The organism is Rhizobium grahamii CCGE 502 (assembly GCF_000298315.2).
Lineage (GTDB): Bacteria > Pseudomonadota > Alphaproteobacteria > Rhizobiales > Rhizobiaceae > Rhizobium > Rhizobium grahamii.
This window is the reverse complement of sequence record NZ_AEYE02000038.1, coordinates 113,213-128,271: the sequence shown is the minus strand read 5'-3', so window position 1 is coordinate 128,271 and position 15,059 is coordinate 113,213. Positions and strand designations below refer to the sequence as shown.

The 15,059-nt window shown below is 57.1% G+C and carries 9 protein-coding genes and 5 pseudogenes; 10 read left to right on the top strand and 4 right to left on the bottom strand.

The window, feature by feature from the left end; all coding sequences use genetic code 11:
* The first annotated feature begins 5 nt into the window (after positions 1–5).
* From RGCCGE502_RS32790 to RGCCGE502_RS32755, 8 genes and pseudogenes are all read left to right on the top strand, one after another.
* Positions 6–1,256, top strand: a complete 1,251-nt coding sequence (locus RGCCGE502_RS32790; RefSeq protein ID WP_016558533.1) for an acyl-CoA dehydrogenase family protein — start codon at positions 6–8, stop codon at positions 1,254–1,256.
* 191 nt (positions 1,257–1,447) lie between these two features.
* Positions 1,448–2,457: pseudogene (locus RGCCGE502_RS32785) on the top strand (sugar ABC transporter substrate-binding protein).
* Positions 2,458–2,630: 173 nt separating this feature from the next.
* Positions 2,631–3,641 carry a sugar ABC transporter substrate-binding protein gene (locus RGCCGE502_RS32780; RefSeq protein ID WP_016558531.1) on the top strand — a complete coding sequence of 337 codons (1,011 nt, stop codon included), beginning with the start codon at positions 2,631–2,633 and terminating at the stop codon, positions 3,639–3,641.
* A gap of 65 nt (positions 3,642–3,706) precedes the next feature.
* Positions 3,707–5,251, top strand: a complete 1,545-nt coding sequence (locus RGCCGE502_RS32775) for a sugar ABC transporter ATP-binding protein (RefSeq protein WP_016558530.1) — start codon at positions 3,707–3,709, stop codon at positions 5,249–5,251.
* A complete protein-coding gene (locus RGCCGE502_RS32770) occupies positions 5,241–6,260 on the top strand; it encodes an ABC transporter permease (protein WP_016558529.1) in 1,020 nt (339 codons plus the stop codon). Before RGCCGE502_RS32775 ends, RGCCGE502_RS32770 begins: the two co-directional genes overlap by 11 nt.
* A gap of 2 nt (positions 6,261–6,262) precedes the next feature.
* Positions 6,263–7,234 (top strand): ABC transporter permease, encoded by a 972-nt coding sequence (locus tag RGCCGE502_RS32765; protein WP_016558528.1) that lies wholly within the window; start codon positions 6,263–6,265, stop codon positions 7,232–7,234.
* A 205-nt stretch (positions 7,235–7,439) separates the two neighbouring features.
* Positions 7,440–7,685 (top strand): annotated as a pseudogene (locus RGCCGE502_RS38535) (ATP-binding protein); the annotation flags it as partial.
* 530 nt (positions 7,686–8,215) lie between these two features.
* Positions 8,216–8,710, top strand: coding sequence for a transposase (locus RGCCGE502_RS32755; RefSeq protein ID WP_016558526.1), 495 nt, complete (start codon positions 8,216–8,218; stop codon positions 8,708–8,710).
* 789 nt (positions 8,711–9,499) lie between these two features.
* On the opposite strand, the pseudogene RGCCGE502_RS36165 reads toward RGCCGE502_RS32755, so the two are convergent.
* A pseudogene (locus tag RGCCGE502_RS36165) lies at positions 9,500–9,628 on the bottom strand (helix-turn-helix domain-containing protein); the annotation flags it as partial.
* On the opposite strand from RGCCGE502_RS36165, the pseudogene RGCCGE502_RS36970 reads away from it, so the two are divergent.
* Positions 9,617–10,232: pseudogene (locus RGCCGE502_RS36970) on the top strand (IS3 family transposase); the annotation flags it as partial. The pseudogenes RGCCGE502_RS36165 and RGCCGE502_RS36970 overlap by 12 nt on opposite strands.
* Positions 10,233–10,465: 233 nt before the next feature.
* Here RGCCGE502_RS36970 and RGCCGE502_RS32740 read toward each other — a convergent pair.
* The 3 genes and pseudogenes from RGCCGE502_RS32740 to RGCCGE502_RS38530 all read right to left on the bottom strand — a co-directional run.
* Entirely contained in the window at positions 10,466–11,485 is a 1,020-nt protein-coding gene (locus RGCCGE502_RS32740; RefSeq protein ID WP_016558522.1) for an LLM class flavin-dependent oxidoreductase, read from the bottom strand.
* Between the two features lie 111 nt (positions 11,486–11,596).
* Positions 11,597–12,715: a histidinol-phosphate transaminase gene (gene hisC, locus RGCCGE502_RS32735; protein ID WP_016558521.1), complete on the bottom strand. Its 1,119-nt coding sequence runs from the start codon at positions 12,713–12,715 to the stop codon at positions 11,597–11,599.
* Between the two features lie 557 nt (positions 12,716–13,272).
* Positions 13,273–13,688 (bottom strand): annotated as a pseudogene (locus RGCCGE502_RS38530) (ISNCY family transposase); the annotation flags it as partial.
* Positions 13,689–14,078: 390 nt separating this feature from the next.
* On the opposite strand from RGCCGE502_RS38530, the gene RGCCGE502_RS32720 reads away from it, so the two are divergent.
* On the top strand, positions 14,079–15,050 hold the full coding sequence (locus RGCCGE502_RS32720; protein ID WP_016558519.1) for a LysR family transcriptional regulator: 972 nt from the start codon (positions 14,079–14,081) through the stop codon (positions 15,048–15,050).
* Positions 15,051–15,059: the final 9 nt, after the last annotated feature.

The following is a 15,059-nucleotide window of genomic DNA, read 5'->3' as shown; positions in this document are numbered from 1 at the left end:
GCATCATGTCACAGGTTGATCAAGCTTGGGGAGCAGGGCCGAGCGCCCGCTACGAGAACCTCGCCAAGAAATTTCGTCCACTGTTCGAGGAGATCAGGCAAGGCGCCGTTGCTCGCGAGTTCAACCGCATCCTTCCTGATGCCCAGATCGCGTCGCTAAAACGTGCGGGCTTCGGTGCACTTCGCCTGCCGGAGGGCGAAGGTGGACTTGGAGCGACGCTGCCGGAGTTCTTCAATCTCTTGATCGAGCTTTCGGCCGCCGACTCAAACATAACACAGGCACTGCGCGGCCACTTTGGTTTTGTGGAAAACGTCGTCAACACCGTTCCGAGTGCTTTCCGTAGACGTTGGGCTGAGCGCATTTCTAACGGTGAGATTGCTGGCAACGCCTGGACGGAAATTGGCGATGCGAAACAAGGCACTTTTGCAACCCATATCGCTCGCAAAGGCGATGGCCTCGTGCTCAACGGCGAGAAATATTACACGACCGGTTCGCTTTTTGCCGATTGGATCGACGTCGGCGCGACAGGCCTGGAAGGCGAGGGCGTCACCGTGCTCGTCCGGCGCGACGACCCGGGTGTGCGCGTTGTCGATGACTGGGACGGGTTCGGGCAGAAGCTGACGGCAAGCGGAACCACGACATTTTTCGAGGCGAGCGTAGATCCCCTTGACGTCGTGGTCGACGACACGAAGTTTGGCTACAGCCCTGCATTCTACCAGACTGTTCATCTGGCGACCTTGGCCGGAATAGGTCGCGCTATAGCCATTGAGACGGCCGCTGCGGTTTCGGCGCGAATACGCCAATTTTCGCACGCTGCCGGTCCCCGATCGAGCCAGGATCCACAGGTGCTCCAGGTCGTTGGCCGCATTCGTTCCAATGCCTACGCCACCACTGCAATCGTGTTGCAGGTTGCGGCGGCCCAAGAACGCGCCCATGTCGCCTATTTGGCGGGCAATGACGAGGCCGTGGACCGCGCAAACGCCGTCGCCGAACTGGAAACATCACAAGCCCTCGGCGTGGTGACCAATCTTGTTCTCGAGGCATCGACAATCCTGTTCGACACGCTGGGCGCCTCGGCAGCTAAATCGTCCACCGCCCTCGACCGCCACTGGCGTAACGCCCGGACGATATCGTCACACAATCCCCGGATTTACAAGGACCGGATCGTCGGTGACTTCGCAGTGAATGGAACGCCGCCGCCCGGCCAGTGGCGCATCGGCCAAGCGCCGGCGTTAAGCACAGAGAGCCCTGATTAAGTCGATGAAGATTCCGCTGCGGCCTGACCGCCCCCACGGGGCGAGCGGAGGTTGCCGCTTTTCCCAGGCCTCACCTGGGCAACTTGACTGCTCATGGCGCGCAGTCCTGCAAGTATATTGTGCAGGACGCATGAAGTGCATTCCCCTCCCGAGCCTCTCGGGCAGCAATTTCGCAATTGTAGGAGATATCCATGATGGAAAGTGCTGATCGCGGTCTCGGCCGCCGTGAAATCCTGAAACTGACCGCGTTTGCTGGCGCGACGGTCGCAGGTGCCGCTTTGGTCGGCGCCAGGCTCAGCCTGGCTAGCGGCGAGCTGTCTCTTAAGGGCAAGCGCATCGGCGTCAGCACCGTGGGTACAGACCACCACGCCGATCTCCAGGCCTATAACGCCCAGATCGAGGAGGTGAAGCGCCTCGGCGGCGTTCCGATCGGTGTTGATGCCGGGCGCAACGACGGCAAGCTCATCTCCCAGCTTCAGACACTGATTGCGCAGAAGCCCGACGCGATTGTCCAGCAGCTCGGCACGCTCACGGTTATCGATCCCTGGCTCAAGAAGGCCCCTGATGCCGGCATCCCCGTCCTCGCCTTAGACGTCGGATCGACGAACTCGCCTAACAACGCGGCATCGGACAATTGGGTGATCGGCAAAAACCTCGCTCTGCAGCTGGTTTCGGACATTGGCGGCGAGGGCAAGATCGTGGTCTTCAATGGCTTCTATGGGGTCACTCCCTGCGCGATCCGCTACGATCAGCTGGTCAATGTGATCAAGTATTTTCCCGAAGGTGGAGATCATCAAGCCGGAGCTACGCGACGTTATCCCCAATACTGTTCAAGATGCCTTTACCCAGGTCATCGCAATCGTGAACCGCTACCGGGAAAAAGGCTCGATCAAGGCGATCTGGTCGGCCTGGGATATCCCTCAAGTGGGAGCCACACATGGCCCTCGTGGCAGCCGGCCGCATGGATATCAAAACGTACAGCATCGACGGCAGCCCCGAAACCTTGCAACTGCTCGCCGATCCAAACTCCCCTGCTGTGGCCAATGTGGTCCAGCAGCCGGCCGAATTTAGGCGTACCGCGGTCCGCAATGTTGCCCGTGTCCTGGCTGGCGAGACCTTGCCGCGGGAAACCTATGTTGCGTCCATGCTTGCGACCAAGGGCAACGTCAAAGAGGTCATCGAGAAACTCGGGGTGCATTGAGTCGGGGCTGAGACGGTATTCCAGTGCTTCCGCAATATGTCGTCTTGTCTCTTAACGATCGACAGCCGTCGTTTTGAAGCTGCGAGACAACGATGGTGGCCTTGCTAGCTGCAACTGCCACGATCTCCGCCTCGCATCCCAACAGCCAAAGCAACCCACAATCAAAGGAGTAAATGATGATTGAAAAATTCGGCTCAGGTCTAGGTCGCCGCGACTTTCTGAAGTTTACCGCACTGGCGGGCGCAGCGGTTGCCGGTGTCGCAGCGGTCGGGATTCGTCCGACACTGGCTGACGAAGACCTGCCGCTCAAAGGCAAGCGTATCGGCATCAGCGCCGCCGGCACTGACCACTTTTTCGACCTCCAGGCCTACAATGCCCAGATCGAGGAGGTAAAGCGGCTGGGTGGCGAGCCGATCGCCGTGGATGCGGGGCGCAACGACGGCAAACTCGTTTCGCAGCTCCAGACCCTTATCGGGCAGAAGCCGGACGCCATTGTCCAGCTTCTTGGAACGCTGTCGGTCATCGACCCTTGGCTCAAGAAGGCCGGCGATGCAGGCATACCGGTTTTGACCATCGACGTCGGCTCCACCTATTCACTGAACAACTCGACCTCAGATAACTGGGGCCTCGGCAAGGACCTTGCCCTGCAGCTCGTGTCCGATATCGGCGGCGAAGGTAAGATCGTCGTGTTCAACGGCTTCTACGGCGTCACACCTTGCGCGATCCGTTACGATCAGCTCGTAAACGTCGTCAAATACTTCCCCAAGGTGGAGATTATCAAGCCGGAACTGCGCGATGTCATCCCCAATACCGTCCAAGATGCCTTTACCCAGGTCACCGCGATCCTCAATCGCTATCCGGATAAAGGTTCGATAAAAGCGATCTGGTCGGCCTGGGATGTGCCGCAGCTTGGCGCAACGCAGGCTCTTGTGGCTGCTGGGCGAACCGAGATCAAGACTTATGGCGTCGATGGCAGCCCGGAAGTCCTGCAGCTGGTTGCCGACCCCAAGTCTCCAGCCGCAGCCGACGTTGCACAGCAACCAGCAGAACTCGGGCGCACCGCCATTCGCAACGTTGCCCGCCTGCTTTCTGGCGAAAAACTGCCACGCGAAACCTACGTGCCGGCGCTTCTCGCCAACAAGGCGAATGTCGGCGAGGTCACCAAAAAGCTTGGCATCGGCTGACTTTAGCGGTCAGGCCGCGCCTCTGTTCGAAGGCGCTGCCATCGTTCAGCGTGTGGAGAACCAATATGAGCCAAATTATCACAGCGGAAACTGACCCTGCCGACATTCTCAAGCTGAGCCAGATCGTCAAGACCTTCGGTGGAGCGCGCGCTCTTGATGGCGCGGGACTGACTGTAAGACGGGGAACAGTGCATGGGTTGGTCGGCCAAAACGGAGCTGGCAAGTCCACACTGATCAAGGTCCTAGCCGGTCTCCACCAGCCAGACGATGGCGCAATAGAGATCGAGGGCACGACACTCACCCGGCTGACCCCGAAGCTTGCGGAAGAACTTGGCATCCACTTTATCCACCAGGATCGGCTCCTGCCGCCAAGCTTCACTGTCGGGGAAGCGCTTTTCTTCGGTGACGAACCAAGCCTTGGGGCAACACCCTTTCTCGATCGTCGGCGCATGCGACACGAAGCAGCGCGATTGCTCAAGTTCTATTTCGAGATCGAACTGCCTCAGAACGCGCTGATCTCGGAGCTGACCACGGCGGAAAGGCAAATCATCCAGATCACTCGTGCATTGATCCGCAAGCCCAAGGTTCTCGTTTTCGATGAGCCAACAGCAGCGCTCGTGCGTCAGGAGGCCGATATTCTGTTTCGGCTGATCAGGCGGCTCGCCGGCGAAGGCGTCACAATCTTGTACATCTCTCATTACCTTAGAGAAATCGAAGAAATCTGCCAGACCGTCACGATCTTGAGAAATGGCTGTGATGTTGCGACGCTTGCCTTGTCCGAAACCTCTGCCGAGGAAATCGGTCAGTTGATGATAGCGCGCGAGACAGGTGATCTCTTTCCCGCTCGTCAGGTGCGTCTCGGCGAGGACCTTCTTCGCGTGCAAGACCTGTCGGTGGCAGGCAAGTTCGAGCCGGTTTCCTTCACCTTGCGCCGCGGTGAGGTGCTCGGGATCACCGGGCTCCTCGGATCGGGTGCCAAGGACCTGATGCGTGTCCTCTTTGGGCTGGAACGCGCAACCTCGGGGACAATTGTCTACGAAGGTCGTAACGTCCGACTTGCCTCGCCGCGAGACGCGGCCAAGGCAAGATTTGCCCTGGTCCCGGAGGATCGTCGTCGCCACGGGGTGGCACTCGATATGAGTGTCAGAGAAAACGTGACCATCGCCAGCCTCGGCCGATTCTTGCGGTTCGGCTGGCTCGACAGGAAGGCTGAAGCAGGGGAGACGGATAAACTCGTCCGAAAGCTTCAGATCAAGGCTGACGGGCGAGAGGCGTTGGTCCGGTCACTGTCTGGCGGCAATCAGCAGAAGGTGGCGATAGCGAAATGGCTGGCTCGCGACACCGACCTTTATCTGCTGGACGAACCCACAATGGGCGTCGATATCGGCGCAAAAGCCGAGATCTATGCACTGATCGCCGACCTCGTTTCGAGCGGAGCAAGCGTCATCCTTCTCTCCACGGATCTCGATGAACTCGTCGGCATGACGGATCGGGTCCTCGTGATGTTCCGCGGGCGCGTCACGCGCGAGCTTCAATCCAGCCACACCACGGCAAACGACATATTGGCCGAGGCCACCGGCGCTCGGGAAAGGTTGCGTCATGTCAGTTGATATCGAAAGCTACGCGGCTCCCGTTTCCGGAGCGGAACCGGAGAGGCCTCAGCAAAAGACCCGGCTCGCTGCCACTCTGCTGCGTTATGGCGCCTTAATAACCTTTCTGTTGATCCTCGTCATATTCTCCGTTTCGGCGCCCTTCTTCCTTTCGGTGTTCAACATCGGCAATATCCTGGGCCAGACGGCAATCACCGGGGTTCTGGCGATAGGCCTCACGGTCGTCGTAATAGCGGGAGGTCCGAATGTCGTGACCGGCGGCATCGATCTTTCGCTCGCCGCCAACATGGGTGTTAGTGCAGCCATTTACGCAAGCTTGATACAGGCAGGCTACGGTGACGGCGCCGCCGTGATCGCGGCGCTCGGTTCAGGCCTTGCGGTCGGCGCGGTAAACGCGATTGCGGTGGCCGGGATCGGCATTGTGCCTCTTTTGGCGACCCTGGCGGTCATGAATATCATTGCCGGGCTCGAGCTTGTGCTGACGGAAAACACGGTCATTCCTGCCTCCAGCGATGTGCTCACAGCACTCTCCTCCCAGGGGCCTTTAGGTATCCCGGTGCTTGGCTATGTGCTGATCGCCTTTTCGCTGGCGATGTCTCTTCTCGTGCAGGGTACGCGCTATGGGCTGCGACTTTATGCGGTTGGTGAATTTCCGGAAGCCGCGCGCTCCGCAGGCATTCCGGTGAAGGCCTATCTCGCCTCAGCCTTCCTGATCAGCGGTCTTTGCGGTGGTCTCGCCGGCATCCTCAACACAGCATATCTCAGTGGCGCAAGTACGGGTTCGGGCGAGATGCTCCTGCCTGTGGTCGTCACCGCGCTGCTCGGATCGGTGTTTTCCCGCCGGCTTGTTCCGACCATCGGCGGCACCCTGCTATCGGCTTTGTTCGTCGGTATTCTTCTCAACGGCTTTCAGCTCCTCAACCTCGCCAGCACGATGGTCAGCGGCGTCGAGGGTGTACTGATCCTGCTGACTGTATCGGCTACCACACTTATTCGCAGGGACGTTTGACCATGGCGACCAAATCTCTTTCAAGGAATGTTGTCGCGCTGGGCGGCCGATCTGCTCTCTTCATCGCGTTGATCTGCGTCTTTTCGCTGTTTGCATCGCTAGCACCGAGCTTCCTGACGCCTAGCAACCTGACCAGCCTGCTTGCCAACAATTTCAGCTTGCTGGCAATCGTTGCCGTCGCCATGACCTTCGCCGTCGCTTCGGGCGGTATTGATCTGTCGATCGGCGCGGCGATCGATTTTTCCAGCTTTGCTTTCGTGTCATTGGTGCTGACAGGCCATCCCGTCAGCATTGCGGCTTTGGGGGGGCTTGCGGCGGGGGCACTTGTCGGTGCGTTCAACGGGCTTCTCATTTCCTGGGCAGGCCTTTCGCCTTTTCTTGCGACGCTTGGCACGCTCTTTGTTGGGCGCAGCATTCAGCAGCTGCTCACCAACGGCGGGAATCCGATCTACCTCCCGCAAAATGCGATACCGGATTCCTTTCGCGCTATCGGGCATGGCACGATCCTTGGTATCCCAGTGCCGCTGGTCATCGCGCTCGCCACTGCCGCCGCCGCCGCCTTTGTGCTTTCGCAGAGCCGGTTCGGCCGCGTGGTCGTTGCCGCGGGCCTACAGGCCGATATTGTGCGCTATTCCGGACTGCCGCTGCGCATCATTCTTGCAGGAACCTATGTCCTGATTGGCGTCATCGCAGCGGTGGCAGGTCTGGTACTGACCTCGACCGTAACAGTTTATGTGCCCAATTCGGGCAACGCATTTTTGCTCAATTCCATTGGCGCCGCATTTATAGGGACAACCATCCATACCCACGCTCGCCCCAATATTTGGGGAACCGTACTCGGCGTTCTGCTGCTTGCGATCGTTGCAAACGGCCTGCTCTTAAGCGGCCTGAATTTCTACTGGCAGCAGGTTGGAACGGGCACCTTGATCTTTCTAGTCCTGGCGCTCGGCTTCGCGCCACGAAAGGCCGGCTAAACGGCAGGAGCCGCCAAGGCCGTTCAATCTCAAAATTGTTCTGGGCAAAGGACGCGAAGCCTAAGCAGTTGTGGATCCAAGTAGAGTAATACGGTGAAGGTGCGCTAGTAAGTCTCGCCGAACCTGGCCGCGGTCGATAGGTGCCGCCAGGCTGCCGTCGACGGATCTGCCCTCACGTGGTGCGGTGTTCAAGATGTTCAGCAACCTGTTCAAGACCGATTTGCTTATCCTCGATGATTGGGGACTGGAAAAGCTCAACGATGACCAGCGCGCGATCTCCTCGAGAACATCGAAGACCGCTACGAGCGGCGATCGACGAACGTCATCAGCCAGGTGTGCCTGGATCGCTGGTACGAGATTATTGCAAACCCAATGCTCGCCGATGCCGTCCTGGATCCTCGTTCACAATGCCTATCGCATCGATCTCAGCGGCGAAGGCATGCGAAAACAGCGTTCGCCAGGAGCGCCCGAGCACCTTGAAGAAGCGTTTCGTGTCTCGGAACCTCTCTTCCCGGAAGTTGGCATTCTTCTTAGACCTCGCAATGCTTTGCCGTTCCTCCTTGGCACCGGTGTCGGCCACGGAGGCAATGGCAAGTTGAACGCAGGTGTTGTCTCTCAACTAATCTGCTGGATAATCCTAAAGGGCCCGGATGCTGGTCTGTCGCGTGACCGCTTGCCGCGCAAAGCCGTGGGCCTTTAAATGACATCATGAACGCCTCGGGCAGCACGTAGGGCACGACCTATGACGTGCGACGGCGTCCGGCAGGTGCGCGGTGAGATGTAGCCGCTGTGCTGGGGTTCATCATTCGCGTACTGACCTGCACCGCCTATCTGCGCTTTGCGGCTGAGACCCGCGTTTACATGCCCATTGCAAAAAGGTCTGATGCGAAGGTCTATCGCATCGCCCCGTGAAGACGGAGAGCGACAGAGCTTGACTCCTAGCTCACTTCGGGAAAAGACGAACGAGCTAGAGAGGCAACAATGATTGGCGATAACGATATGGAAGCAGCACTGATCGTTCCGGAGGTGGAAAACACAGGGAGCCCATTTCGAACAAGACTAAGGCGCTACGGCGTCAGAGAACGGCTCCCGTTTCGGCTCGATCGATCGAAAGCCGCTGCCGCCGGCAACTCACGCCGATATACCGAACAGGAGCGACGCGAAAAGATCGCGTTCATCGAAGCGGCCGTCGCCGCCGGCCCGGGCACGCGGAAACAAGCCATCCACGACGCAGGCATTTCCGAACAGACCTATTATCAATGGAAGCGCTCAACACAATCTACCTTCAAGACCGCTGCCCAGTCTGTTCCGATTGCCGACGCAGCGGACGATCTCGTCCAGCTGGAGGCGGAGAACCAGCGGCTGCGCAAATTGCTGGCGGAGAAACTGCGCGAGGAAAATGCAGAATTGCGAAAGCGCCTCGGTCTGATTAAAACGAACCGTTCGCGCAGTGCCGGCCCATCGGTTCTAGCATGATTTGCCGGCTCTGGCTTCCACGGCAAGCCCGCGCTGGGCCGGTCATCGTTTCCCGGCTAGGATATGCGAACACCGCAGCGGAGTTTCGTTGTCGAATTCAAGTCTCGCCGTCGTCATCAAAACCCATCGGCAACTTCAATCTGGGGCAATGCGGACCTCAAAGCTATTGCCCGTGAGGTAGAAGAAGAAACCTCTCACCTCTTCGGAACGTCGGAGCGCGATTCCGATGGAGTGGAACCGGCGATTGCGACAAGCAATCCTGCAGGTGAAGGACCGGGAACCGTCAAGGTGGCTGTGGTTTCTTCCACATCTGTGGATGGAGCCCCAAGCCTCAGCGCGCCCGCCGATCTCCCGGCAAGAGCCCAGGCTGCCGAGGCACTTGCTCACCCGGTCGGAGGACCATCCCCTAAAAAACGTCGCCACGCGACGACGGCCGTCAAAAAGCACAAGAACTCGAAGCTACGCCCAGCTAAGATTGCCGTGCGATCGTCCGCTCTCGACTTCCGTCGCCAGGAACCCGCGCCGCAGGTCCTCAATATCGAGGCCCCGTCGGTTGACGATCTCGACGTCCTGGACGCCGAAAACAGGCGTATGCGAGCCCTTCTGGCCGAACGGCTTCGCCGCGAGAACGGTCAGCTTAGAACAATGCTTACGCGGTTTGACCTGGACTCTTCGAAAGACGGCTCTACGAGCAAAACGAATGGGTGGCTTCGATGGCAGAATTAGGCGACACGCCCGAAGCCAATCAGCAAGGCCATCAAAAGCACTCCGCCAAACCGGCTTCTTGAAGGCTACCGCCCCACCCTCACGAAGATATCGGCGGACAGTGTTGCGAGCACATCCAAATTCCTTCGCTAGACGCTTGGCCCTCCAACCAAGCTCGTGCAGTCCAGTACGCGCCAAATGACAGATGAGCAGAAGCGGATTGCCGTTGAGCACTATCTGAGCAAGGGCCGTTGCGTGGCACCATGAAGACGCTTGGTTACCCTTGTCGTCAAAAGCTCTCGGCCTGTATCGATGGATATGATCCAGGCAGTGGGTTGTTGGCAAAATCATAACCGCTACGCCGAAGATCGGAGCAACAGAAGCGAACGGGCGTGATTGATTTGTGCTCTATGCGTGAGACTGCACGCAGGTGGCTCAGAAGGTCGGCATCAGCCGCCAGACTTTGTACGACTGGAAAGCCAGCAACTTGGTTGTAAGGTTCCTGCATCCATGACACGCAATGGCGATTTACCACCAACAGCCAGCCGTGAAGAACTGGAGCGCGAATTCGAGGCACTGCGTAGGGATGTGCAGCGCCTGCAACTCGAGCACGACCTGCTGGAGAAGGCTAACGAATTTATAAAAAAAGATTTGGGCATCGACCGGCGGCTCCTGGAAAACCGGGAAAAGACACTGCTGGTTGATGGCCCGCGACAAATCTATCATTACCGGAACTCCTCACGCGGCTTGAGTTCGCCCGCAGCTCCTATTTTATGCTCGGTCTCTGCTTTGCCTTGATGACCGGAACGCAGAGCTCGACAGACCATGTGGCTCTCTTGACGCTTGAAGACCTCATGCAGCAGGTAGATTCCTATATCCGTCGGTACAATCGGCATCGCATCAAAGTCTTAATACCGCCGAACCAGGGAATTGCAGCAAAGTAGTCCAAGAATTCGTCCGCACCTTACAAGGGTGAATTTTTGGACGCCGATTGACAGTACCGACAGTCCTAGCCCACACTGCTGACCGTGATTAGTGGAATTACTCATATCAACCAGCACGCGCCATCATTTCTGATTGTATTGTGGCAGCGGTGTACAACGAAGCTTCCACCGGAAGGCTCCCGAACGCGAGCTGGCAAAGAAGGTAATTTGCGCCAGCCTCCTCCAGATGGCCGTGCAGCGTTTGCCGCACCTGATCTGCAGTTCCGGCTACGCACAATTCATTCTCTACCGCCTCGTCAAAGGTCAGCGGCAGGTTTGGAGGTGTCGGTAGATCGTTTAGGTCGTAAAGGAATTTGAAGCTGCTAAGCCAAAGATCGTATGCAGACGCTGCGAGCGAGCGAGCATTCAATTCTGACCGGCCGATTACGACCATACGGAGCAATCCGCGAAATAGAACTTGATTGTCCGAGCTTTTGTTGCCTTCGGCTTTAAACGCGTCAGTAACCGCGCGGACAGATGACGAAGGTCCGATGCATGCAATATTTGCCCCATTGGCTGCGGCCCAACGTGCAGGCTCGGGGCGGTTCGTTGCAATCCATATCGGCGGATGCGGGCGCTGATGAGGACTAAGCGCAAGGGGTATGCGGCTAAACTCGAAATGCTCACCGTGATGGTTGAGCGTGCCGCCCTTCATGGCGTTAAGCAAGATCTCACTTGCTTCCGCGTAGCATCCAGGGGCCGACTCGGGGCTCATCCCGAAGTAGCCGAGCTCGACGGGAAGGGAGCCGCGTCCGATGCCCAGCTCGAGTCTACCACCACTCAATTGATCTAGCATGCAGACTTCTTCGAACGCCCGCAAAGGATGATAAAGCGGTAGCAGCATGACAAGCGGTCCCATACGAAGCCGACGAGTGCGCTGCGCGACGCTGGACAGAAACAGATTGGGCGACGGGCTCCTTCCATGGGGTGTACAGTGATGCTCAGCGAGATGGTACGCGTAGAAGCCAAGTTGATCGCACGATTCTACTAGTCCTAGACGCTCCGAGTACAGCCGCTCGATGTCTGTATGATTATCGTCGAGGTGATCGAAGATTCCGAAAGTTATATTTGAGCGGCTGTTCGCCATCGAGTTGTCTCCTGTTCAGTTGTAAAGTGCTCCGGCCTGCAAGGCCGAAGGCTCTGTGTAGCCGGTCCCTTGACCACTGACCTGCCCGGGTCGGTGGCGACAACACAAGGATTACTGGCTCGTGACAGAGGTTTCGTGCGGTACTAATTGTTTTAAGATCCTACCGGCCGCGGATATGAAGGCGTCCATCTCGTCTTTTTTACCAATGCTCACACGGATGTAATCTTCCAGGCCATCCTCGGGAAATGCAGCAACGAAAATATTCTCCGCTCTCAAGGATGTTTGCAACCAAGTGCCGTTTCGACCGGGTGGTACACGGGCGAGTAGGAAATTTGCGTGAGATGGGATCACTGAGAACCCCAGATCCGACAGAGCGGTCGTAACGCGTTCTCGTTCCTCTTTTATGTGCTTATGATTGTTTGAATAGGCCCTACGGTTCGAAAGGATACTAATGCCGACTGCATGTGCGATAACATTCATATTGAAGAGGTTTTGGATGTTGCGTAGCCTTCCGATCAAATCAGGATGACCGAAGCCAAACCCGATGCGAAGGCCGGCAGCAGAGTAACTTTTGGAGAACGTTCTCAGGACCAGAAGGTTCGGATGGCGGTTGACGAGGCGTAAAGCGTCATCGGGTGCAAAATCGACATACGCCTCATCCAAAACGATGAGGCGGTTCGATTGAGCGGCCAGACTATCGACATCAGCTACTGGGACGAACGTGCCACTAGGGTTGTTAGGGTTAGACAATACGATGAACTTTGCATCTTGTGCTGGACCAGAAAGCAGTTGTTTCATCGGAAGCGTGTAAGATTCGCCCCACTCCACCTCTATGAATCTAGCTCCTTGGAGTTTTGCAAGTTTTCGATTGAAAGAAAAGCCAGGGGACAGCATCGCGACCGAGTCTCCCGGGGCGAGGAAGGCTTTGTAAATAACACTTAAAAGTTCTGAGGAGCCGTTGCCAGCTATTACCTGATCTTGGTCGAAACCGTATGCATTGGCGGCGGCTTCTCGCAAACCGACATTGTCATCTTCTGGATATAGATGATGGTGTTTGAGTGCCGCAATTGCACTCTGCATCACGGGCAGAGGCAAAGGAAAAGGGTTTTCGTTTGTGTCCAATTTAATTGATCTATGCTTGGCACCGGAGACACTGGAGGGCGCAGCATCTAGGCCCCCCGTCGCTTCTAATAGAGGTGAAAGCACATCTGTTAGTTTTGCGTCAGACATTTCTTTCTCCGTTTCAACCACGCGCCTCTCTGGGCAGCTGGCACAGTTAAAGCCCTCTCGTTCTGACGGCCTCCCAGAAACTACCAGCAGGCGAAGGCCAACCGCGATAAAGCAAGCATCGGTAGGAAACCGCCGTCTCCCGTTGGGCGTCGGATCAGATCCTGGGTCGCCTTTCTAGCCATTATCGTTTTGACGGTATAATGAATTGATTTTATGGGTATCGATCCAAGCGGCAAATAACCTGGTCGTCACAAGAGGATGAAAATCAACGCCCAAGGACGACGGGCTCTGCCGACCAAGCCACTTGAAGCCCTGATCTTCAAAAACGCTGATAGCTGCCGCGGCAACGCCCCGCGGCATTTGTCAAGCGACACGGGGAAATGACCCCTCGTATTGCCGCACGTAATGATGCTCCCCGACATTCGCACGTTGCCTCATTCATTTTGCTCCCGTGTTAAGGCGAAGGAGGCCGGGCGCGAGACGGCAGGGATTTCGCGGCGCGAGCGCCACGGCGCCTCAGCGTGGCCTGGCGATCTGCTGGAGCGGCAGCTCCTTGTTCAAGGTGCCAAACAGCAACGCGTCGCCTGTTCGCTGCGCCAGACCTTCAGCCGGCGCTGAAGTGTTCGAAGCAGTTTGTCGGGGTAATCGCCGGAATTCTCGGCCTGCAGTCGTGACAGAAGTTCACAGCCGGTTCGCCATGGTTCGGCATCAACAATTTCGCAAGTCGGCAGTCGCCTTAACGAGAGGGTCAGGACGCCGCCGCCCTCTTTTGGCTTTTCGGTCGGTCCGTCGGCCGGGTAGCTCCGTCCTTCCAGGTCGTCCGCAAAGTCGCCAGGAAAAGGTCGATCGGCTGAGTTAGCCCGTCAGAGCGCGTGGCGGGCGGAGTGTCGGCAAGCGCAGCAAGTCGCTCCTGCAGGGCGCGAATATCGCGCAATAGCAGGACAGGCTCGAGCCCCGCGTAGATTTCCTGCAGACGGCAGGTAAACAATTGTCTGGACGACAACACATGCCGACGCGCAACAGCACTGATCGACATCTCGCCGTTATAGCTCTCGGCGACGATGCGGTCCTTTTGCAACCGGCATATCTAGACTGGCGCCGTGCGGAAACCCTGTAATCATCATATGTCGAAGCCTCGTTCGGCAAAACAACATCAACAGTCGCATTCCGATCCCGAAGGGGGTTAAGGCGCCGCTTACGGTCATCCGCCTGTGCGCGCATATCCAGATCGACCCGATCGTATCCTCATGGCGCATCAAACATTCGTAAGTGCCTTGTTTCACTTGCAATCAATCGCGCTAAGGTCAGATGTGCCGAGCGAATTTTGGATGCGAGTTGTCGCCTTGCTACTGGTACACCACCCATGCGTTTTAAAGGTCTTGATCTTAATCTTCTTGTCGCGTTCGACGCCTTGATGAGTGAAGGCAATCTCACCGCTGCGGCAAAGCGCATCAACCTCAGCCAGCCGGCGATGAGTGCCGCTGTGCGTCGGTTGCGCCTCTTTTTCAAAGATGACATCTTTACCGCCAGACGAGGAAAGCTCGTGTTCACTCCATTGGCATTGGCTCTATTCCCAGCGGTTCGGAATGCCCTACAGCACATCCAGCGGAACATAATTTCAGGGCCTAGTCTATGCTCTCAGCTCAGATGTCGTCATTTCAGGATTGCATTATGTGATTTCATGACTACGGTCTTTCTTAAGAGGGTGATCAAGCGTGTCGCATCCGAAGCACCTGCAGTCAGCTTTGAGCTACTTCCTTTGCCTGAAGATCCGGACCAGCTTCTCCGGCGTGGGAAAGTTGACTTCGTGATACTGCCGGAATTGTTCGTCGCCAGTGGCCATCCTCGAGCAACACTTATTGAAGAGAATCTTGAACTGGTAGGGTGCGCGAACAACTCAAAGTTCTCAGGGAGAATGAGCATTAGAGAGTATGTTGGTGCGAGCCACGTCACAGCAAGAACAGGTCTTGGCCAACCTTATTCAATCGAGGACAATTATCTCCGCCGGCTTGGTCTTCAGCGCCGTATTGACGTGATAGTTCCCAATCTCAGCATGGTGCCAGCTGCCATCTCGGGAACAGAACGGCTGGCGATAGTACCTTCGCGACTCGTGCGGGAAGTTGCGTCCTCCGCTCCGCTGCGCGTTATCGATCATTCGATTAGGCTTCCACGATACGACCAAGCCGTTCAATGGCCGTTCCTGCATGACGCTGACGCGGGAAGTGCTTGGCTGCGTCAGATAATGCTGGAAGAAGCTAAGAACCTAGATGAAGCTTTGCCACGAACTGAACAGGCATCAGGAATTGGCAATCAGGGCCGTTTCTTAAGAAGATGACATGAGCCA

Bases quoted from the DNA above. Each gene is read 5' to 3' on its own strand.
- RGCCGE502_RS32755 (WP_016558526.1), top strand. From the start codon at position 8,216: ATGATTGGCGATAACGATATGGAAGCAGCACTGATCGTTCCGGAGGTG.
- RGCCGE502_RS32765 (WP_016558528.1), top strand. From the start codon at position 6,263: ATGGCGACCAAATCTCTTTCAAGGAATGTTGTCGCGCTGGGCGGCCGA.
- RGCCGE502_RS32770 (WP_016558529.1), top strand. From the start codon at position 5,241: ATGTCAGTTGATATCGAAAGCTACGCGGCTCCCGTTTCCGGAGCGGAA.
- RGCCGE502_RS32720 (WP_016558519.1), top strand. From the start codon at position 14,079: ATGCGTTTTAAAGGTCTTGATCTTAATCTTCTTGTCGCGTTCGACGCC.
- RGCCGE502_RS32775 (WP_016558530.1), top strand. From the start codon at position 3,707: ATGAGCCAAATTATCACAGCGGAAACTGACCCTGCCGACATTCTCAAG.
- RGCCGE502_RS32740 (WP_016558522.1), bottom strand. From the start codon at position 11,485: ATGGCGAACAGCCGCTCAAATATAACTTTCGGAATCTTCGATCACCTC.
- hisC (WP_016558521.1), bottom strand. From the start codon at position 12,715: ATGTCTGACGCAAAACTAACAGATGTGCTTTCACCTCTATTAGAAGCG.
- RGCCGE502_RS32790 (WP_016558533.1), top strand. From the start codon at position 6: ATGTCACAGGTTGATCAAGCTTGGGGAGCAGGGCCGAGCGCCCGCTAC.
- RGCCGE502_RS32780 (WP_016558531.1), top strand. From the start codon at position 2,631: ATGATGATTGAAAAATTCGGCTCAGGTCTAGGTCGCCGCGACTTTCTG.